The organism is Streptomyces tubercidicus (assembly GCF_027497495.1).
Lineage (GTDB): Bacteria > Actinomycetota > Actinomycetes > Streptomycetales > Streptomycetaceae > Streptomyces > Streptomyces tubercidicus.
This window is the reverse complement of sequence record NZ_CP114205.1, coordinates 942,069-963,014: the sequence shown is the minus strand read 5'-3', so window position 1 is coordinate 963,014 and position 20,946 is coordinate 942,069. Positions and strand designations below refer to the sequence as shown.

Here is a 20,946-nt window from a genome sequence, read left to right as displayed (position 1 = left end):
GCGGTGTCACGGATGGGGGGGCCGGAGCCACTGCTGGCGAGACGACAGGAGACATGATGAAGCGCATCGGGATCATCGGCGTGGGCGAAATCGGCCGCGCTATCGTGGACGGCCTGTGCGACGGCGTCGAGGAGCCACCGGAGATCTACCTCTCGCCACGAGGAGCCCGTACAGCCGCCGAACTGTCCCAGCAGTATCCGAACGTACGGGTGTGCACCGACAACCAGGACGTGGTGAACCGCTGCGAGTTGGTGATCCTCGCCGTCCGCCCCCAGGAGCGCGCCGAGGCCCTCGCCGGGCTCCGGATCGGCAGCGACCGCGTCGCGGCCAGCGTCATGACCGGCGTCGCCATCAGCGAGCTGCGCCGCACCCTCGGCACCGGCGCCCCCGTGGTGCGCGCCATCCCACTGCCCGCCGCGCGCGAGCGGCAGTCCGTCACCGTGACCTGCCCCTCCCACACTGCCGTGGACGACCTCTTCGGCCACCTCGGCGGAACGCTCCCCGTCGCGGACGAAGCGACCCTCAACGTCTACCAGGCCCTGACCGCCACGCTGACCACCCACTACTGGTACCTGGCCACGCTCACCGCCTGGGCCGCCCGGCAGGGCATTCCCGCCGAGGACGCCGACCGCTACGTCCGCGGCCTCTTCCAGGGCGTTGGGCACGCCCTGAGCGACGAGACCCGCTCCCTGCACCAGCTCGCGGCCGACCACGAGACACCAAAAGGAGCCAACGAACGCATCCGCACCACGTGGTTCGACACAGCCAACTCCGACGCTCTGGGGAAGGCACTTGACGCACTTCTCTCCGACCTCAAGTAGGCAAGTGGGTGGACAAAAGACGGCCGGTTAGTGATGCGCTGCTGCCGCTGCACGTGACTTCCGCAGACGGCTTCGGACCTCTATCCGTGGCACTGCACAGTATGAGGACGTCTTCCTGCCCATCGGCGCGTTCGCGGGCTCACAGGGCAATACACCTAGCCTGCTCCTGCGGCCTCCATTCAGCGCCCCCGGCATCTGACGCACCGACACGCATGGTCCCGGCTCCGTAGTCAACCCCCGAAGGACTTCCGGAGCCGACCACTAAGAAGCGCGAAGAAGAAGAGGCTCGCCGCCAGGAGGAGGAACGGCGCCGCCAGGCAGAACAGGCCCTTTCGGAAGTGGAGCGGCAGCAGCTCCAGTTCCTGCGGGAAGCGATCGTAGCCGCCTGGAAGGATGGTCAAGGCCCCAAGCCGGATGCCATCGACCTCGGATTCCAATGGCTGTTCGGCACCGGAAACAAGGTGGACTTCTTCACCGCCGGAGACGAGTTCACCGAGCAAATCCGCAATGATCATTCGATGGACTACGTCCGCGCAGAGATCGTCACGAAGATCCGGAACGGCGATCCGGACGATTTCCTTGGCGGTTATAGCGTCATGAAGCTTGAGGGCTGGCCTCGACTGCTATCGGACGCCACGGATGTACTCTCGCTCGGCGGGACAGGAACAGCCAAGAACTGGGCCTCCGGCGGGAAGTTCGGCACCTCAACCGCCACCTTCATTGGTTCATACGGCTATAAATTCAAGGTCATCTCGCGAGACTCCAAGACAGGGAAAGTCAAGATAGGTATCCAGATCGATAACGACACCACTATCACCTCCTTTACTCACCTGCCGGGGCCCGCCAAGAAGTATATTGAGAAATATGTCGGTAACCCACTCACCGGTATTGCGGATGCGTTCGATCTTCCGCTCAGGACAAAGCATCAGACCGTTTATTGGGAAGAAGAGGTGAACTTGCGATGAAAAAAGGCATCATGATTTCCGTGCTCTGCGTCGCGCTGGTGCTCGCCGGTGGAGGGTTTCTCCTCTACTGCGTTATTGACTCGGGGTTCTTCACTGGTGCCTCCGCAAAGCGGAGTGAACTGATAGGTACCTGGTCCGGACCCCGGGGGGCACGTGTAACCCTGCATGAAGACGGAACGGCCGAGGCGGTAAAGATTCCAGGTGGCTTGGTCGGCGAGACACCCGTAGGTTCCATCACCGGCGAGGGGACATGGACCCTACCGAAGATGCCCACCTCCTTGGCGGATCAGCAGATCACTCTCGATCTCAAGACGGGTCCAAAGATCCGCGCGCTCATAGATGACCTTTACGTCATGGGTAAGGGAGCCAAGGACGGAATCTACATCCAAACCTCGGAGGATTCACCGAACAGATTCGTTTTCAAGAAGTCTCCCTAGCGTATGTCGTTGCCGTCGCCTTCAGCTGACGCCATGCACGGCAATGGTCAGCGATTTAGTGCTGGACATAGGTGACGCAAAGGAAATCGTGAAATACTAGGCTTCGATCTTGCAATAGGGTCTGCCAGCCTAATGACAGCCCCTCATTGACCTCAATCAAGAAGCATGGAATTTCGGGATTCTGGCAGGGCGCCACCTGCGAAAAGCTGGGTTGGCGCCGGGGAACGACTGCCCGAACTGCGGTGTCCTGAGGTAATCGAAGCAACGCAAAATCGCCCCGGCCTCAACGGCCGGGGCGATTCTTTGGTTGGTCAGCGGAGCGCTCGGAAGGGGTTGACCTTCCCGAGCGGTTCCGGGCGCTCCGGTTCGGGCGTTCGATTCGCTGGGCGGTATGCGTCCGAGCCTGACCACAGTTGACCCTCATGGACTGGGAGGGCTGGGGCACCGCCCCCTCTGGCCACGACGCCGCGGCCTTGTACCTGCACTCCCTGTCCGTGCCGGACCTCGCAGAACGGGTTCGCCAAGAGTTCTCCCACATGCTGGACACCTCCACCGGCCGAGTCGGCGAGCTGACCGCCTTCGCGAAACTCTCGAGAAGCGGTTGGTTAAGTACCGGACGGATGTCCTGGCGAACGGTGATCTGAAGCCCGGCGAGACGATCCTTGTCTGCGGGGGTGACGGGGCCGGTGGGATGGGCTGCATTACAAGCACCTTCCTTGATCGCCTGATCGCCTGGTATGTAGGTGCGGACGAGATCGAACAATGCCTTCAAAAGAAGTCGCTCTCCTGCCTGCCGGATCTCGCGCTGAGCGCAGTTGAAAGCGTTGAAGAGGGCGAAAAAGGCGTGCCCGAAGGGCTTGATCCGACGCTCCTACGTTCCGACGGTCGGTCACCGGATCAGGTCGATCGAAGATTTTCATTTCGCCGACCGGGCGATCAGAGTCGAATCGGGCGCCGGCGTCAACCAGGCCAGTACCTTCCGGGCGGTGCCCGTTGGCGCGACACCGGCCCGCGGCAACACCTCGATCCCGTGCGTTCTGTGGATCACCCCTGGATCGCTTCCGCAAGCCTAGGAACGGGCTCTGAATGACGCGATGGGACATATCGATGCCGGCACCGTACCTTCCGGGCCGAGCGCGAGGAGGTGGGGTATTCAGTTCAGAATCCGGGACGGTGATCTACCCGGCGAGAAGGGGCAGAATTCGCCCTATCGTGAATGCAGAAGTCACTCCTCCGTCGGGTGTTGGTGGCGCCGGTCCGCTACGCGTCGTGAAAAATACTCGGACGGGCGATGCCTAATACACTTGGACTCACTATGGCGACTCTGGTCCGCCAGCCTTCGTAAGGATCCGGTGATGCAGCAGTGAATCTTGAGCCCGGGCTGACCGTTATCCGGCCGGATGGCGCTGATGAGGCCATAAAGGCGGCAGCTGCCGAGGGGCGCCCCCTCTATCAGTTCGCCACGGATGATCAGGCGGGGAGCGAGGCGCTCTTCTGTGCAGTCCGGAGTGCGCTTCCGCTGGATCCTCCGGTGGTCGGCTCCAGTAGCTGGGATGCTCTCTCTGATTCCCTCTGGGAGGGAATCCACTCGAAAAATCATGGCCGCGTGGCTATTCTGTGGACCGATGCAACAACGTTTGCCGACGAGAGTCCGGAAGACTACCGGATGGCTATTGCCGTCTTGAAGGGTGTGGCGGAAGCACTTTCGGACGAAACGGCGACGGTGGGGCGGCCAACGGACGTCTGCATCTATGTCGGCAGAAGTGACAATCCGGTACGGTGAACCTTTCGTTCTTTAGGGGAACGGAAGGTGTAATCAGCCCTTGGTGAGGTTGGCCTGAGCAGCATCGGCATTGAGTGACGGCCCGCCCAGTCCGTTTCAGGGCGGGCCGTTCTGCGCCTATTCTTGAATCAGGGTGCCTCTGCAAGCCCCGTGAGCAGCGGTTGGCCCACATGGATGATCAGGGCATCGATGGCCGTGCTGTCTTGGCCGTCGCCAGGCGTGCAGGACCTGCCGGAGGCCGACGCCATCGCGGTGGCCCGCGAGGCAAATGACCAGCTCGCCGAGATTGCCGCCTCCTGGCCCGGCCGCTTCAAGGGTTCGCAGCGACTCCCACCCAGTCACCGGCCGCGGCTGCGGCCAACCTGGAGCGCGGGTGCTCGAGCTGGGCTTCCCCGGAGCCGTGCTGTACGGACGAAGACGTACGGCGAGCTCGGCGCCCTGGTCGCTGATCTGCCACAGGAGCGGCCTTCCGACTCGCGTTCTGGCACTGACGCGGAAACCCTCGTCCTCAAGCCCCGCCTGGGCAGTATCGAGCAGAGCGGCCGGTGGACAGTTCCCCGGAGGATCGTCGCTGAATGCAAAATGCTGCACATCGTGATCGACTTCACCGAGGCAACCTGTGCGCACCGTGACGTCACCGTCGAGGCGAGCTGCGGAACGGGCAATATTCAGTTGATCGTTCCGCAGGGCTGGGCGGTGCGGATCGACGGGGCGAGCACCAATACCGTTCACATCAGCAACAGGGCCACCGCGCCGTAGGACACGGTCTTAAGGCCCTCCGCTCCGAAGCGGCGTCCTATGTAGCGATCGTCCGGGCGGCTCGGTCACAGCAGGTGCTGCGACCGAAGGTCCGCCACGTACTTGGTGATCAGGTCCTGCGACAGATGGGGGATGTCGTTCTCCTTGTTGAGGGCGGCGACCCGCACTGCCGCGCGGAATTGGTCCGCCGGCAGGGCGGAGCCGGGCAGGGGCTCCTCCGGCCTTGCGAAGGCGTGCAGCAAGGGGAGCAGCGAATGCTGCCTCTGGCGGTCGGGCAGGCCGCGCATGGCGGTCTCGAAGCGGTCGAGCCACTCGTCGTAATCGTGGACGCGCGTCAGAGGGTGTCCGGTTGTCATTAGCCAGTCGACGAAAGTGTCGAGTGAGATTCCGTCCTCGTGCGGGTTCACGACATTGAACGTCCGGTACCCCTCCCGTGCGTGGTCGCCCAGCGAGGCGATGGCCCGCGCGGTGAAGTCCACGGGGAGTGCGTCGTAGTGCCCGCTGCCGTCACCGGTGCCCTGGGCGTAGAAGCTGCCTGGGGCGATTCCTGTCGCCAGCAGGCTCAGCAAGAGGCGTGTGAACACGTCCGGGATGTTCAGCTGGCCCCGGTAGCGTGGGTGCGCGAGCATCAGGTTCGAGCGGAACACAGCGACCGGCAGGCCGAACGTGTCGTGCGCCTCGCGCAGCAGCACCTCGCCCGCCCACTTGCTGGCCCCGTAACCGTTCGCGTAACCGCTGCCGAGGTCGCGCGCCCCGCAGGCCGTGCGGATGTCCGCCGCCTCGTCGGCCGCAGCCTCGGACCCGAAGGCGACGGCGACCGTCGACAGGTAGGTGAACTGCTTGATCCGGGAGGTGACCGCGAGCCTGATCAGTTCGGCCGTACCCAGCACGTTGGGGCAGAACAGCTGGTCGTACGGCAGGACATGGTTGACGAGTGCCGCCGGGTGAACGATCAGGTCCACGGCGTCGGCCAGCCGCTGCCAGGTCTCCTTGTCGAGCCCGAGGCCGGCCTCCCCGATGTCGCCGGCGACCACCTCCAGGTGCTCGGCGGCCAGGTCGTGGTAGTGCTGGAGGAGCTCCGGGTCGCCGCTGTCGAAGGCCGCGTCGAGCCGTGCCCGGGCCAGCTCGTCGGTGCTGCCGCGGACCACGCACACCAGCGTGCCACCGCGCTCTGCGACGCGCTCCAGCCATTCGAGGCACAGGAAGCGGCCCAGGTAGCCGTTGGCGCCGGTCAGCAGGACGGTCCGTGCCTCGGGCAGTGGACCGGCCGGCCTGCCGATCTTCGCCAGGGTCTCCGTGTCGAGGAACGCGTCCAGCGTCAGGTCGCCCGCCACGAGCCGTGTCGCGCTCGGTCCGTGGACGCTGTCGGCGGTCGGGCGCTGGTGTCCCGACGCAAGGGCCATTTCGATGTGATCAGCCACCTGCTGGAGCGTGTTGACCGGGTTGACGACGACGTTGACAGGGACGTCGACGTGGAAGATCTCCTTCAGCAGCTGGGAGAATGACAGCGCGGAGAGGCTGTCACCGCCGAGTTCGAGGAAGCGTGTGCCGGGCTTCACGTCGTCCTGTTGGTGTCCGAGAAGCGCTCGGACAGCCCGGAACACAGTTTCCCGTACCGGTCGGGACGGGCCGGCCTGGCGCAGTGCCTGGAGTTCGTCGGTCTCACGCTCGGTCAGCTCGGTGTACAGCGCTTCGAGGCGCTCGCCGTAGCGCTTCGTCAACGCGGGGCGCAGCAGCTTGCGCACTCCGGAGAGCAACCCGTTCTGCTGACTGAACGGCTCGGTCTCGATGAGGAAGTCCCGTGGGATCTCGTACGAGTTGAGGCCCGCCTCGGCGGCGAGGCGTTGCAGGGACTCGCGCAGGATCGACCTGAGGCGCTGGGTGTCGTGGCCGACGAGATCGAGCGCGTCCTGCGTGGGCACGATGACCGCGAGCAGGTAGGCACGAGCACTGTTGCCGTACACGAAGATTTGCCGGACGACCGGACTGCCGGTGAAGAGGGCTTCCAGACGGGAAGCGGCCACGAACTCGCCCTGTGACAGCTTGAGTACGTGGGAACGGCGGTCGACGTACACCAACTCGTCGGGACCGATGCGGACCATGATGTCGCCCGTGCGGTAGAAGCCGTCTTCGTCGAAGGCATCGGCGGTGGCATCGGGTCGCTGGAAGTAGCCGGAAACGAGCCGGTCGGACTTGATCAGCAGTTCGCCCCTGGGGTGCGGCGAGTCGGTGCGGAAGTATCCCAGCTCGGGCACATCCGCCAGTTTGTGGTCGGTCACCGGCGGCCGCAGCACCCGGCCGTCGAGCGAGACCACTCCGGCTTCCGTCGACCCGTAACCGTCGAGCATCCTGACGTGCAAGCAGCTCTCGACGAACGCCGTCATCTCCGCGCTCAGCGGGGCCGAGGCGCTGACGGCCCACAGGAGGCGGCCGCCCAGGGTCTTCTCCCGCAGCTCCTCCTTCACGCGGTCCGCCTGCTCGGCCGCATCCCCTCCCGCGCCCACGTCGTTTCGGCGGGTCAACTCAGCCTGGTAGCGCTGGAAGAGCATGTCGGAGATGCGGGGCACCATGATGAACTCGGTGGGGCGGACCAGGGAGAGGTCCTCGAAGAGGGTCGACAGATCGCTCGACGCCACGAAGTAGGCGATGCCCCCCTTTGCGAGCGTGCCGAACAGCACACCCCGTCCCATCATGTGGCTCAGAGGCATGTAATTGAGCACGACGGACGGTCGCATCTCCTGGTCAGGCACGAAGTCAACCCAGAACTGCGTGACAAGACGCTCGGTGTACATGGCACCCTTGGGCGTGCCCGTACTCCCCGAGGTGTAGATCAGCGTGCTGAGCGCGTCGGCAGTCGATCCCTCGGGGCTCCGGGTAGCCGACGGCAGGGTCCTTCCCCGCTCGATGACGGATGCCAGCGCGTCCAGGGTGACGCCTCGGCCCTGCGCCGCGAGTTGGCCGCGCGCCCATTCCAGCCTCTCCTGGTGAGCGGTGATCTCCGGATGGTGGCCGAAAACGACGATCCTGCCCAGCGACGGGGCGTCCGCCGCGACCTGGAGCGCGACGTCGAGGTGTGCCACGTCCACCGCGAGCAGACGTGGTCCGGTCTGGGCGACGATGGGGGCCAGGTGCCCCGCCGAGGCGCCGGCCTGGAGAGGAACGCACACCGCACCGGAGCGGACGCATGCCAGATCCACCACGGTGTACTCGGCGCTTGTGGAACCGAGGACCGCGACGAAGTCACCCGGGCCCACGGCGTGGTCGGGGTGGTGCCGCCACTCGGAGGCCACCGCACCGACCCGTCCCCACAGTTCGCCGTAGGTGATCGTGTCGAACCGCTTCAGGAGGCGCAACGTGGTGCGGCCCGTATCCGGGTCGGTGACCGGCTCCGTGGCACGCTCGCCCAGGGCGGGGCGGTCCGCGTACCCCTCCATCACCGTGGCTACGAGGTCGGCGAGCGGTAGGCCCGGCCGCCGGATCGCCTCGGTGACGGCGTCCAGGGGCGCGGCGCCGCGGAACTGCGGATCTGTCGCGTACAGGTGAGCGCTGCGCTGAGCGGTACGCGCGCTGAACTCGTCAGTTTGGGGCTTCGATTCGGACATGAGTGGTCTCCTCTGTGGCCTTGAAGGCTCGTTCGTCGGGAGGGATCTTCACTTTTCGGGCAAGGGAAGGCAGGTGCGGCAGGGTGCCGTGGTGCTGGAACGGACCTGGGCCGGGCACGTGGCTCCGGCTCGGGCGAACGAGGCGGGGGAACGACGCGTCGAGGTCGTGCTCTTGATGGTTCGCCCTGCGTCGTATCCAGTACCCCATGGCAAAGCCGAGGACAATCAGGGCAATGAGCGGCATGTCCAGCGGCTCGTGATGTCGTGCGGGATGTCGAGGAGGAGGGGGCCGGCCGCTGCTACGAGGTAGCTGATGGACTGCGCCATGCCTGCCGGCGCGGCAGCTTCGCCGGAGCTACCGGCACGTTCGCTCTGAAAGGCCGGCGAGAGGACGAGGAACTCGCCACCGCCCGACCGAGCAGGGCGCACGCCAGAACGGACAGCGCGGGGCGGACACCAGCGCGGCGAAGCCACCGGCCACAACGACCGAGGTCCCGGCCGCAGTCCATCAGGATGCTGGGTGGCCACGCGACGGCGGTGTGTAAGCCCAGGGACTGCAGGTCCCTGATTTTGCTGACCTGCCATGCCAGTCGCGACCGCCAAGGGGGCCGGACTGCGGGTCACGCCGGTGGAGGCTTGGGGCCTGTCGCCCCGTGTCCGGGGCAGCCAGACGACGAACGCCGCGATGGTGAAGGCAATACCCCGGGCGACAGCGGTGTGCCAGGAACCCGGGAAGGTGTGGGAAAGCGGCGCGGAGATCCCGGAGGAGACCGCGGCCGTGACGCCCATGACGGTGACGTAGAGAGCGCTGATGCCCTGAAGGCGGTGTGCGGGCACGCTCCGCCTGATCAGAGCGGGTAGCAGCACATTGCCGAACGCGATGGCAGCAGAAGGGATCACGGTCCCGGTGAACAGGCAGATCACAGAGGCAATCGAACGGGACCGCAGTTCCGGCGGCCGGCGCGCCAAGGGCTGCCACGAGCAGGCGTTCGGTGCCGAACCGGTGAGAGGTCCGGGCCGCCACAGGCGGCGTCGCGCTGAACGTCAGCAGGGGGAGTGCTCAGCAGCCCGCCCCAGCTCGATGTCAGGTCGCTGCCGTGCTCGATCGCCGGCAGCAGCGTACCGACACCGGTGAGACGCGTTCGCAGGTTCGCCGCTACGAGGCAGATCGCGAAGGCGAGCCCGATCGACACGGCAGGCCGGGTGTTGTCGGCAGCCGGCGGCCCGAAGGTGGAGGGTTGACGGGATATCGAAGATAACTCCTTACTCACTGCGCCTCCGTCACTCGTGGTGCCTCGGCATCGTGGTCACGGGTGAGCTGGACGATCGCAGCCGCCGCGCCACGGGCGCCGCTCTCGTCCCGGTCCTCGATCGCGTCGACGAGTCGCCTGTGCAGGCCGGCATGCTCCTCGGCGCCGACGGCGTCCCAGGGCAGGCCGCCCAGGGCGGAGGTGAGAGCTGTACCGAGGTAGTCGTACACCTCGATCAGGAGGTCGTTTCCGCTCGCCCGGACGACGGCCCGGTGGAACAATGCGTCGACACTGCCGGCCGCGGACATGTCCTCACCGGCGCAGGCCGCGTCGGCGTCGGCCAACAGCTCTTTCAGCTGGTGCAGTTGGTCCTCGCTGCGACGCAGGGCGGCGGCCCCTGAGGCGTACTCCTCAAGGACGGTGCGCAGTTCGAGAACGTTGTCCCGCTGCGCGGCACTCGCTCGCCGCACCATGACCGACTGGAGCTCACTCGACGCGCGGACGTAGGTGCCGTCCCCGATCCGGGCTTCCAACAGGCCCAGGTGCACGAGCGCGCCGAGCGCCTCCCGTAGCGTGCTGCGTCCGACCCCGAGCTCCTCGATGAGGGCCTGCTCCGGCGGGATTCGCGTTCCCACTGGCCATCCACCTGCCTCAATGTGCGAGCGGAGACTGTCCACGAGCTGCGCGGACAGGCTTGCCGTCCTCCGCGGTGTGCTGATGCGCTTCATGAAGACAGCGTATACAAACATCAGACATTTGAACATCGCATGGAAGGGGGATCTGGGTAACCCCCATCGCGTCCCCACCGGCGGGCGGCACCGAGCGAGGCGGGCCGGGCTGCGGCTCATGACCACAGCCGTACTTGCGCCGAAGTGCGACCAGAGCTCGGTCTGGGCCCTGAGTCGCCACAGGGAAGATCACCGACTTTGCCGGGGAGGCGGACGCGGCGGATGCCTCGGAGCCGTGGGATTTCGTCCCCGTCAAGCGCATCGACGAGGGCGGCCCGGCACAGGAGGCGTCGGCCGACGAGGTCGCGACGCGGCTGGAGGGCAGGGTCTCCCCGGCAGTCCTCGCCTGGTGAAGGCCCAGGTGGTGCAGGCCGGCGGGCTCGGCGCGGTCACGCAGGCGGTGGACGGCTTCGGTGGATTCGCCAAGCAGTTCGAGCAGATCGAGAAGGTCTCCGCCCACCACCGCAACTTCTGGAAGTGCTGCTGTACGGGCAGTTCGTCCGGGCGCGGAGGAAGGAAGCGAGCTGCTCGCCGGCGCCGACCCAGGTGCCCGGGTCGCCGGTGGCGGCGACCGGGCGGTCGATGCCTACCCGGGTCAGTTCTCGCTGTGCGTCGGTGACCTGCTCAGGAGTGTCGGCGAGCAGGGTGACGGGCTTGCCCCACGGGATCAGCCAGGTCCTGGCCGATCGTGGTCGCGTCCCCCTCGGCCTGTGAGGAGGAGCAGAAGCTGCCGAAGCCGTGGGTGGGCAGCGCCGGCACCTCGTCGTCCGGCTCATCGGCCAGGCGGTGGGCGGAGACATGCTGGGCACGGGCCAGCTGCTCGGTCAGCCGCGGCTCGACCAGATCGGGGCGGCCCACCGTGGGCAGCTGGTCATCCAACAGTCCATCAGGCTGATCCACTTCCTGCGGCCTGAGCCACTTGTCGAACACGCGCCCCTGTCCTCACCCCGGGTGCGCACCCGGCCGACGGCACACCTCGGACCAAGGTTGGGTCAGCGTGTGGGCGCCCGGGGGAGGGATGCGGTCCCGTCTCCGCCGGCGTGAATCTGGGCTGTGATCCCGCAGCCCGCGGTGCACGACGAAGGTGCCGCGCATGGCATGCGCTCGCCAGGAACTTCCGGGCCCTCTGCTACCTGCCTTCCAGTGCTGCCCGCTGGTGACATTAGCCCTACGGAGGCTGCCGTCAGGAACGTAGGGTACGGGTTGTCCTAACGGAGGTTCGCGGACACGAACGCGAGTAACACGGACCGTCGGGTCCGGTTGAGCTTCCTGGGGTGACTTCCTGCCTCCAGAGGAGCAACTTTTGTCGGTCGGTCGCTGGCCGGGTCCGCCGAACGCCATCCTGTGAGTGACGAAAGTGCTGGGGTTTGGTGGGGTTAAGTGGTGTCGCTGCTCCACGAGCGCGGAACGCCCAGCAAGCTCTTCGTCTGCTGGTGGTACAAGGCTCCCCTGCTGGGGGCACTGGGCGGTGTCGGGCTACGGGTTGCGCGCCTTCCGTACCCTGACCCGGCTCGTTGTGGCGGTGGCATCACCACCTTGGTGATGATGCTGTGGGGCATCCCGGCAGGTGACCCCAAGCCGATCACCACCGGCCGCCAGGTACCGGCTGGACAGGACCTCACGCCGGTCACCGACACACCCGAACCGGCCAACCCCACCGGCGCGCTCACCGGCCGGCTGACCGCCGAACGGTTCGAAAGGGCCCTGCACACGGTGGCCAATTCGGTGGCGTTCCGCTCTTCCGGCCAGGACCTCACCACCGCGGGCAACCTACACCGAGATGGCCTCCCGCTTCGCCGAACCCGTCCTTCTGGGCCTGGCCGTCCTGGCGATCCGCAACCGTGTCAAACGTTGACCACCGGCCACCGCGACAGCGGACATCAGGTGGTCGCTGATGGTCTGCGGGGGAGTGCCAGCTGACATGAGTGACGAATGACCATGTCATTCTCACGCCGACTGCTGGATCGGACGCGGCACGCGCCTCTTGCGGCGCCAGCAGACCAGTCAGCACCGCCGAGGTGACCACCTGTGTCCGTTCGGTGCACCGAACGATGCGCGACCCGGTGGGGGCATCGGCGGCAAGCCGAGGGGCCTGGCAGGGGGCCGAGACCAATCGCTGATCACACTCGGGTGCTTCTGCGCGTAGGGAGTCCGTCTGGGCGGGGGTGAGGTCGGCGTGAGGCCGAAAGGGATCCGCAATGTGCGGCAAGGGGCGAATTGCGCATCGAGCTGCATACGGTGGGTCCTGGGCGGCGATCATGTCGCACCGGCCACCGTGAGGGGATCGATGTGGAGGGTAGCGACCGCGATGGCGAGCCTCGTCGTGCCAGGCCGCAGCGACAGCCTGACGAGGCAGCCGACAGCCCGCCACCCCGAGGGAGTTCCGCACATCGACGGGCCGCCGGCGCCTCCCCACTCACCGAAAAGGCCGCCAAGCCCCGTCCCGGTCGTCGCCGGCGCCTCGCCGCGCTGCTGGACACTCCGCCGCCGGGCCCCACACGGCCGGGCTTCTGGCGCAGTCCGCTGCGGGGACCGTGGCTGACGTCGGTGTTCGGGCTGATCCTCCTGGTCGGCATCACCGTGCTGTTCGTGACCGGACTGCTGTCCTACGCCGCGTACAACCCGAACCTGGCACCGGGCAACGACAAGACGCCGGGGAAGGGCTGGCTCGGCTTCTGCCTTAGCGCAGGCGGATACGAAGGCCGGCTGGCCGCGTACTGGGCGGCAGCCATATTGAACGACTGTGCGCGGGAGTTGGCTGTCATCTCCCCATCATCGGGACGCACTTGTGTGACGAGAGACCGATTGCCGCCAACCCGGCGATCGTTTCGGTCACAGCATTGGTGGGGCCAGCTGCATAGCGGTGTCGAAGCCCGTTCGGCGCCAAAGCATGGTCTGGATGAGTGTGGTGCGGCCTCAGCTTCCGGATGCTTTGAGGAGTTCGTGCAGCAGGTGGGCGGCGGTGACCACGCCGAGCAGGTGCGTGCCGTTCTCGGCCTGGTCGGCGACGGCGATCAGTGGACTGCGCACGCGGGCCATGAGTGCCGCCACTTCCAGCGCGGTGTCATCGGGGTCCGCGATGGGAGGCGGGGGTGCGTCTACAGGCAGGCAGTCGCCGACGCTGCGCCCGGCCAGGGCCCGGCAGAGCTGATCGGCGTGCTTCTCGTCGACGACCGGGGCGAGGGCCGGATCCTCGATGACATACCCCGGCACCAGGACCTTGATCATCTGTGAGGCCGGGAGGATCGCCCTGGGACGGCCGTGCTCGTCGAGCACCAGGAGGCCGGGGAGCTTGTGCTCGGCCATCAGCCGCGCCGCCACCAGGGCATCGCTGTCGATGCTCACTGCTTCGTAGTCAACGGCCAGATCTCGTGCGCGCACGGCCTGCTCCTCGTCCGGTGGGAATGTCCCTGGTCCCAGCGTGGCTCATCGCCGCGCTCCCGGCGATTACGTTGACGCGACGCTTACGCCGCAGGCTTGGCCGCGGCGGCGCCTGCGCCAGCCCTCCAGTTGCGCGCCGGGCTCGCGCTGCCCCGGAGTGCGGCAGCGCGAGCCCGGTCACGCTCACCCCGTGGTCCTCCGCCTCTTTTTCCGTTCGTTCCCGTCCTGGTCCATCTCCCCGAGTGCGGTGCGGACGACGAGTGCCGCCACGACGGCACCGCATCCGAGTGCCGCCTGGGTCCATGTGGCCATCGGTCAGGCCAGGGCGAAGTAGCGCAGCCACACGTATACGGCCGAGAGGGCCACGGTGACGGCGGTGACGACGAGGCCGTACTTGGTGAACTGCCAGAAGGAGATGGGGGTGCGGTTGCGTTCGGCGATGCCGAGCACGACGACGTTGGCGCTGGCACCGATGGCGGTGGCGTTGCCGCCGAGGTCCGCGCCGAGGGCCAGCGCCCACCACAGGACGTGGTCGGCGGAGCCGCCCATGGCCGTGACGAGGTCGCTGGTGATGGGGGCCATGGTGGCGACGTAGGGGATGTTATCGATGATGCCGGACAACACGGCCGAGGCTCCGAGCAGGAGCATGGACCCGCCCAGTTCGTCGCCGCCGATCGCCTGCGCGAGGGCCTTGGACACCTCACCGATCACGCCGGTCTCGATGAGTCCGCCGATCATGATGAACAGCCCTGCGAAGAAGGCGAGCGTGGGCCACTCGACCTCGCTGAGCACGTCGCCGGTTTCCGCGGTGGACACGGCGACCAGCAGGCCGGCGCCGAGGAGGGCGACGATGCTGGGCTCGTAGTGCAGTACCGGATGCAGGACGAAGCCGGCGACGACCAGGGCGAGGACGATCAGGCCCTGGACGAGGAGACGGGGGTCGCGGATCGCCTCGCGTTCCTCCAGCTCCATCACCTCGGCGGCCCGCGCCTCGTCGTACCGGAAGGACTTGCGGAATAGCACACGGCTGAGCGCGATGAGGGCCAGTATCAGCAGGGCCGACAGGGGAGCGAGGTGGACGAGGAAGTCGTTGAAGGTCAGTCCGGCCCGGCTGGCGATGATGATGTTCGGCGGGTCGCCGACGAGGGTGGCGGTGCCGCCGATGTTGGAGGCGAGGACCTCGGCGATCAGGAACGGTGCGACGGGGAGCGCGAGGCGCTCGCAGACCAGCAGGGTGACGGGGGCGATGAGCAGCACGGTGGTGACGTTGTCGAGCAGCGCCGAAGCCACGGCTGTGATCACTATCAGCATGACCATCACGCGGAAGGGCCTGGCTTTCGCTCTCTTCACGGACCAGATGGCCAGGTACTCGAACAGGCCGGTCTTCTTCAGGACGCCGACGATCATCATCATGCCCATCAGCAGGAAGATGACGTTCCAGTCGATGCCGCTGTGCTCGGAGTGGAAGGCCGACTTGTCGTCGGTCGCCCCGATGGCCAGCATCAGGCCGGCGCCGCCGAGGGCCGCCGCCACTCGGTGGATCTTCTCGGTGATGATCAGGGCGTATGCGCCGACGAAGATGACGATCGCGGCCCAGCTCTGCCAGTCGTTCATTGTTCTCCGATGAGTCGTTCCATCCAGCGGCCATGAGCGTTGCCACCTGCAGGGCTTCCGCGTTGGGCCGCCGCGGCGGTGGCTTCGGTCGAGGTGGCGGGGCAGGGAGCGGAGAGGTCACGCGCGCACATGGACGGTCTCCTTGCTGTGGGGTGTTGTTGCTGCGTCCTGGTCGCGGTCGGCGGGGATGCCGGTGAGGTCCTCGACGTGGAAGAGGCGGGCGATCGGGACGTCCGTGCTGCTGTGGGCGATGATCGAGGTGGCGATGCAGATCGCGATGAGGGTGTATGCCTCGTGGCCCTGCGGGATGCCGGACTGCAGCACCAGCAGGCCGTAGACGACGGATGCGAAGCCCTTCGGTCCGAACCAGGCGGCGACCAGTTTCTCCCGGCGGGCGAATCGTGTCCCGATGAGCGACAGCAGTAGCGATGCCGGCCGGATGAGGACGATCGCCAGGATGACGGCGGCGTAACCGCCGAGGGGCAGGTCGCCGAAGAGCTGTGGGGTGAGCAGGGCGCCGAACACCAACAGCGCGGCGAACTTGGCCAGTTCGGCCAGTGCCTCACCGAGCGGCTCGAACGCCGACTTCGCTTCAGGAGACGCGGCGGTGAGCACGGCACCGGCGGAGAAGGCGGCGAGGTAGGGGTTGGCGTGGGTGAGGTGGCACAGCCCGTACAGGATGATCCCGATGGCCAGCGGCAGCAGTGGCTGCAGCTTCGGCTCGGAGCCGAGCAGCCGGAAGCGCACGAGGCCGTTGACGAGGACGGGCAGCAGGATGCCGAGGGCCAGTCCGAGGCCCAGCTCCAGCCCGATCGTCGCGAGCGAGGTATCCGCATGGCCGGCCGTGGGGCCGGCTGCGGCGATCAGGATGAGGACGAGGGGCAGTGCGAGGCCGTCGTTGATGCCGCTTTCCACGTTCAGCAACTGCCGCAGCTTGGCGGGGACTTCCTTGCGTCCGACGATCGCCGAGGCGAACACCGGGTCGGTGGGCGCGAGCACTGCGCCGACCAGGAATGACGTCGTCCAGTCCAGGCCCACCAGGTAGTGCGTGACCAGGGCCATGCCGAGGAAGGCGAGCGGCATGCCGAGGCCCAGCGCACGGGCCGGGTTCTTCCAGTTCTCGCGCAGCTTCGGGAAGGAGACGTGCATCCCGTCGGTGAACAGCACGGCGAACAGGGCGAGGTCCGCGGTGACCGAGACGATCTCGCTGTCCGGTGTGATGTGGATCAGACCGAGGAAGCCGTCGCTGACCAGCGCTCCGCTGACGAGGAAGAGCAACGAGGTGGACAGGACCGTACGGGCGGCGAGCCCGGAGAGCAGCACCGCGATGAGCAGCGCGACTCCGAAGACGGCAACGAGCACCATGGGTGTCCCCGATCGGTAAAGAGAGCTCTCTCCAACTCGCCGACCAGGCTTCCCGGCACACCGCGGGGAACCATACCTGCTCTTTACGCGATTTTGACAGGTCTCTAGCGCGCATCCGTGGTGCGCCATTGTTGCCGGAGCCCGGCAGGGAAATCGCAGGAGCTTTCGATCTTCGGGGTCTCCGTTCCGCGTAACGGAGCGATCTCGCTTGCTGCGACTTTCGAAACCTACCCGCCGTTATGTGGCGTGCGTCACTAATGGATTGGTAAAGGGCGTGCTAAAACTGCGCAATGCCGCAGGCGGCCCACCCCTCGTCGCAGCGCGGAGTGCCGGCACGCACCGGCAGCACGACCAGGGTGATCACTGTCCGAGTCCGCGGACCGTGGCCCCGCGGATCGCCGACCGGACACGGCGTTCGCCCAAAGACCGCACATCCACCGGCGCAACCTCCTGTGCGCCGGTCCCTGCGCCACCGAGGTAGCCATCGTGTCTCTCGATGCATTCACCAGGTCCGTCGACACCGCAGTCAGCTCGTTCTTCGAACCCATAGCTGCCTGGCTCGGCGAAGTCGTCTTCTACTCCGTTCCCGTCGGTGGGACGGAACTGCCGCTCATCGTCGCCTGGCTCGTGGTCGCCGGTCTGGTCTTCACCGGCTGGTTCGGGTTCGTGCAGGTCCGTAAGTTCCGCCTCGCCGTCGATGTGGTGCGCGGCAAGTACGACGACAAGGGGTCGGCCGGTGAGGTCAACCACTTCCAGGCGCTGACCGCCGCGGTCTCCGGCACCGTCGGCCTCGGCAATATCGCCGGTGTCGCCGTCGCCGTCTCCATCGGCGGCGCCGGAGCCACCTTCTGGATGATCCTCTGCGGCCTGCTGGGCATGGCCACCAAGTTCGTGGAGGTCACCCTCGGCGTGAAGTACCGCGAGGTGCACGCCGACGGAAGCGTCTCCGGTGGCCCCATGCACTATCTGCCAAAGGGGCTCGTCGACCGCTTCGGCGACAAGGGCAAGACCCTCGGCAAGGTCCTCGCCACCCTGGCCTCCGCCATGGTCCTGTTCTTCGGCCTCTTCGGCGGCAACCTCTTCCAGGTCAACCAGAGCTACGCCCAGCTGGTCTCCGTCACCGGCGGCGAGAGCGGTGTCCTGGGCTCCTCCGCCGGCGCGCTGTTCTTCGGCGTCCTCGTCGCGGCGCTCGTCGGCATCGTGCTGCTCGGCGGCATCCGCTCCATCGCCTCCGTCACCAGCAAGCTCGTCCCCGCCATGGCCGGCATCTACATCGCGGCCTGCCTGACTGTGATCCTGGGGAACGTCACGGCCCTGCCCTCCGCGGTCGGCACCATCATCGAAGGTGCCTTCAACCCCGAGGGTGTGGCCGGTGGTGTGCTCGGCGCCCTGATCATCGGCTTCAAGCGGGCCGCGTTCTCCAACGAGGCCGGTCTGGGCTCCGCCCCGATCGCGCACTCCGCGGTCAAGACCAAGCACCCCGCCAGCGAGGGCATGGTCGCCCTGCTGGAACCGTTCATCGACACGGTCCTCATCTGCACCATGACCGCGCTGACCATCGTCATCGCCAGCCCGGACAGCTGGAAGGTCGGCAACGGTGACGCCGAGGGCGTCACCATCACCTCCGACGCCTTCGCGACCGTCATGCCCTGGTTCCCCTACATCCTGACCGTGGCGGTGCTGCTCTTCGCCATCTCGACGGTGCTGACCTGGGGCTACTACGGTCTCAAGGCATGGTCGTACCTCTTCGGCCGCAGCAAGGCCAGCGAACTCACCTACAAGGTCGTCTACACCCTGTTCGCCGTCGCAGGCTCCCTGCTGACCCTCCAGACCCTCATCGACATGGCCGATGCCGTGCTCTTCATGCTGGCCGTCATCAACATCATCGGCCTCTACCTCCTCGCCCCGGTCGTCAAGCGCGAGCTGAACTCTTTCCTGGAGTACGTCCGCGCCCGCAAGGCCGGTGAAACCGACGGGGCCGACGAAGACCAGGAGCCGGTGAAGACCACCGTCTGACCGCCCCCGCGGCCCGGCTCCTCAAGCGGGGTCCGTATGCGCTCGCGCCTTGCGTATACGGACCCCGCTTACCTGCGTTTCGGCAGGTGAATGCGCTCGTCGGCGCTCCCGCCGATCTTGGCGTCGTGCTGGCCGCCGGCCACCGTTGCAGTCGCAGGCCAGAGGTCCTGCTGGTCGGTAGACCCAGCACACGAAGGCCGACTACTCCACAGGGGCATCGGATGTGGGCCGGCCCGGAATCTCCAGCAAGGTGGACAGGCATTCGGGGCGCTCTTCGACCACGAGGTGTCCAGCTTCGGCGATCACACCCAGCTCAGCTCCGAGTGTGGTGCGCACTGCCGGGCCGAGCCGCCGCGGAGGGAGGAAGGCATCGTGCTCCCCGGTGACGACCAGGCGGGGTATCGATCGCGCGGTCAGGGGGGCGGCGCCGGGCGCCCCGCTGGAGCGCGCGTGCCGGGCGACCAGTGTCATCCAGTCCACCAGTTCCTCGCGGGGGGGATGGCCAGGCGCGAGCATGGCACGCAGGAGCCGGGTGCTGTGCGTCGGTGCGGGCCGCAGGAACCAGGTGGCCGAGGCGGCCAGCACGGTGGGGGTCAATCTCAGCCTGGCTAGTCCGCCAGGGGAAACCAGGACGAGCCGGTCGATCCGGGGACAGCCGGTGGACAGGGCGATGGCGGCACCGAAGGAGTGGCCCATCACCGCTACCGGCTCGGATGACATCTTCTCGATGACCTCGCTCAGCCACGCCCCGTACCAGGACAACCGGCCGCCGGAAAGGCCACGTTCGCCCGAACTGAGACCGGGCTGGCCCGGGACGTCAACCAGCAAAACCCGGTGGCCGGCGGCGACCAGGGCCGTGGCCAGCGGCAGAGACGCGGCGGCGTTGAAGTTCGTGCCCGGGACGAACACGACGGTCGTTGCGCCGGAGCCGGCGAGAACCACGTGGGTCGATGCGCCCTTTGCTGTCACCGTCTTGCGTTCGTGCGGCACAGGCCATGCGGCGAGCTGGTCGAGGCACCAACGTCGGATCAGCTCCCTGCCCGTCGTACTGCGGTAGATCGAGTCCACCGGTCGAGTATCGCGCCTCGTCCCAGGCCGTGACATGAAGAAGGGCCGCAAGGGTTGGGCAAGTTGTGGCGCAAGCTCCCAGGGGCGTTACAGCTCCTTCGCCGGCCAGTCGAGCAGGCGTGCGCCGATGACGGCGGTGTGAAGGGTGTAGCGGTGCACGGGGTCGGCCGGGTTGGAGCCGGTGAGCTGGTGAATGCGGCCCAGGCGGTAGGTCAGTGCCCGGACGCTCAAAGACAGGCGCCGGGCGGCTTCCGCCGATACGCATCCCGAGTCGAAGTACGCGGTCAGCGTCTCCAGCAGCGGTTCGGCGCCGCCGCGGGCCTGTCGGAGCGGGCCGAGGGCGCTGCGGACGAGGTCGGCCATGGCCTCGCGGTCCCGAGTGAGCACGGGATAGACGAGAAGGTCGGCGGCATAGAGGACCGGGTCGTCGAGGTTCATGCGCTCTGCCAGGCCGAGGGCGTTCAGGGCCTCTTGGTAGGACTGGACGACGCCGCCGGCGCCGGGGTGGGTACGGCCCACCGCGACCCGGCCCCCGTCCGTGGCCGCGTGGGCCTGCTTGGCGAAGGAGGTCAGGACGTCCGTCTGGTCCCCGGGCGCGATGCAGATCAGGCGGCCGTCCTTGGTGGTGAGCAGTATCTGGCGGGCGCCGAAGCGCCCCAGGAGGGCGAGTTCCACGCGGCGTGCGACGGGGTCGGCCTCGGAGTAGGCGGCGGTGCCCTCGGCCACGGCGACGGCGTGGGCGTGGGAGAAGCGCAGGCCGAAGTGCTCGGCACGTTCAGCGAGGCGCCCCAGGTCGGCGCTTCCATGGAGCAGGTCGTCGATGAATTCGCGGCGTTCGGCCTCTTCTTGGCGTACGGCGAGGTGCTGGGCACGTTCGTAGCCCTCGGCGAGGGCATCGACGACCTGTGCGACGGCGGCGAGGGCACTGTCTGCGTGCGCCGACGCATGGCGCGGCCAGGCGGCGCGGGTGACCGTGAGATGGCTGTTGATCAGGGAGCGCAGGCTGTGGCCGGCCTCGGCCGCCTGCTCCCCAGCCGTGCGCCGCGAGGCGAGTTCGTCACGGTTCAAGAGGCGCCCGGTCCGTGCCACGTCGTCGAGGGTCCGGTCGTATCCGTCCAGGAACTCCTCGGGTATCTCCCGCCGTGCCACTCGTCCCA

At 67.2% G+C, this 20,946-nt stretch carries 16 protein-coding genes and 2 pseudogenes; 10 read left to right on the top strand and 8 right to left on the bottom strand.

Annotated features, from left to right (window positions below; translation table 11 throughout):
- Window positions 1–53 precede the first annotated feature (53 nt).
- From STRTU_RS04090 to STRTU_RS04065, 6 genes are all read left to right on the top strand, one after another.
- Window positions 54–821 (top strand): NAD(P)-binding domain-containing protein, encoded by a 768-nt coding sequence (locus STRTU_RS04090; protein WP_336298746.1) that lies wholly within the window; start codon window positions 54–56, stop codon window positions 819–821.
- A gap of 338 nt (window positions 822–1,159) precedes the next feature.
- Entirely contained in the window at window positions 1,160–1,786 is a 627-nt protein-coding gene (locus STRTU_RS04085; protein WP_159742276.1) for a hypothetical protein, read from the top strand.
- The gene (locus STRTU_RS04080) at window positions 1,783–2,223 is read left to right on the top strand and encodes a hypothetical protein (RefSeq protein ID WP_159742275.1); all 441 of its coding nucleotides are present in this window, start codon (window positions 1,783–1,785) and stop codon (window positions 2,221–2,223) included. Before STRTU_RS04085 ends, STRTU_RS04080 begins: the two co-directional genes overlap by 4 nt.
- 601 nt (window positions 2,224–2,824) lie before the next feature.
- A complete protein-coding gene (locus STRTU_RS04075) occupies window positions 2,825–3,313 on the top strand; it encodes a hypothetical protein (protein WP_159742274.1) in 489 nt (162 codons plus the stop codon).
- Between the two features lie 273 nt (window positions 3,314–3,586).
- Entirely contained in the window at window positions 3,587–4,006 is a 420-nt protein-coding gene (locus tag STRTU_RS04070) for a barstar family protein (RefSeq protein WP_159742273.1), read from the top strand.
- A 189-nt stretch (window positions 4,007–4,195) separates the two neighbouring features.
- Window positions 4,196–4,765, top strand: coding sequence for a cell wall-active antibiotics response protein (locus tag STRTU_RS04065; protein WP_218039294.1), 570 nt, complete (start codon window positions 4,196–4,198; stop codon window positions 4,763–4,765).
- Window positions 4,766–4,830: 65 nt separating this feature from the next.
- On the opposite strand, the gene car is transcribed toward STRTU_RS04065, so the two are convergent.
- Window positions 4,831–8,367, bottom strand: a complete 3,537-nt coding sequence (gene car / locus STRTU_RS04060) for a carboxylic acid reductase (RefSeq protein WP_269777335.1) — start codon at window positions 8,365–8,367, stop codon at window positions 4,831–4,833.
- 583 nt (window positions 8,368–8,950) lie between these two features.
- Here car and STRTU_RS04055 point away from each other — a divergent pair.
- Complete coding sequence (locus STRTU_RS04055) at window positions 8,951–9,169, top strand: hypothetical protein (protein WP_159742270.1); 219 nt, start codon at window positions 8,951–8,953, stop codon at window positions 9,167–9,169.
- Between the two features lie 465 nt (window positions 9,170–9,634).
- On the opposite strand, the gene STRTU_RS04050 is transcribed toward STRTU_RS04055, so the two are convergent.
- Window positions 9,635–10,345: a FadR/GntR family transcriptional regulator gene (locus STRTU_RS04050; RefSeq protein ID WP_159742269.1), complete on the bottom strand. Its 711-nt coding sequence runs from the start codon at window positions 10,343–10,345 to the stop codon at window positions 9,635–9,637.
- A gap of 500 nt (window positions 10,346–10,845) precedes the next feature.
- A pseudogene (locus STRTU_RS04045) lies at window positions 10,846–11,206 on the bottom strand (hypothetical protein); the annotation flags it as partial.
- Window positions 11,207–11,725: 519 nt separating this feature from the next.
- Here STRTU_RS04045 and STRTU_RS04040 point away from each other — a divergent pair.
- Both STRTU_RS04040 and STRTU_RS04035 read left to right on the top strand, forming a co-directional pair.
- On the top strand, window positions 11,726–12,265 hold the full coding sequence (locus STRTU_RS04040) for a hypothetical protein (RefSeq protein WP_246240102.1): 540 nt from the start codon (window positions 11,726–11,728) through the stop codon (window positions 12,263–12,265).
- Window positions 12,266–12,817: 552 nt separating this feature from the next.
- Window positions 12,818–13,033, top strand: a pseudogene (locus STRTU_RS04035) (molybdopterin-dependent oxidoreductase); the annotation flags it as partial.
- Window positions 13,034–13,261: 228 nt separating this feature from the next.
- Here STRTU_RS04035 and STRTU_RS04030 read toward each other — a convergent pair.
- From STRTU_RS04030 to STRTU_RS04020, 3 genes are all read right to left on the bottom strand, one after another.
- Window positions 13,262–13,726 carry a CBS domain-containing protein gene (locus STRTU_RS04030; protein WP_159742268.1) on the bottom strand — a complete coding sequence of 155 codons (465 nt, stop codon included), beginning with the start codon at window positions 13,724–13,726 and terminating at the stop codon, window positions 13,262–13,264.
- Between the two features lie 315 nt (window positions 13,727–14,041).
- Window positions 14,042–15,340, bottom strand: a complete 1,299-nt coding sequence (locus STRTU_RS04025; RefSeq protein WP_159742267.1) for an ArsB/NhaD family transporter — start codon at window positions 15,338–15,340, stop codon at window positions 14,042–14,044.
- A gap of 117 nt (window positions 15,341–15,457) precedes the next feature.
- Complete coding sequence (locus STRTU_RS04020) at window positions 15,458–16,705, bottom strand: cation:proton antiporter (RefSeq protein ID WP_159742266.1); 1,248 nt, start codon at window positions 16,703–16,705, stop codon at window positions 15,458–15,460.
- Between the two features lie 486 nt (window positions 16,706–17,191).
- Between STRTU_RS04020 and STRTU_RS04015 the strand changes: the two genes are divergently transcribed.
- Window positions 17,192–18,721: an alanine/glycine:cation symporter family protein gene (locus STRTU_RS04015; RefSeq protein ID WP_159742265.1), complete on the top strand. Its 1,530-nt coding sequence runs from the start codon at window positions 17,192–17,194 to the stop codon at window positions 18,719–18,721.
- 201 nt (window positions 18,722–18,922) lie between these two features.
- Here the strand turns inward: STRTU_RS04015 and STRTU_RS04010 are convergent, their stop codons facing one another.
- Both STRTU_RS04010 and STRTU_RS04005 read right to left on the bottom strand, forming a co-directional pair.
- The gene (locus tag STRTU_RS04010; protein WP_159742264.1) at window positions 18,923–19,789 is read right to left on the bottom strand and encodes an alpha/beta fold hydrolase; all 867 of its coding nucleotides are present in this window, start codon (window positions 19,787–19,789) and stop codon (window positions 18,923–18,925) included.
- 87 nt (window positions 19,790–19,876) lie between these two features.
- Entirely contained in the window at window positions 19,877–20,938 is a 1,062-nt protein-coding gene (locus tag STRTU_RS04005; protein ID WP_159742263.1) for a PucR family transcriptional regulator, read from the bottom strand.
- Window positions 20,939–20,946: the final 8 nt, after the last annotated feature.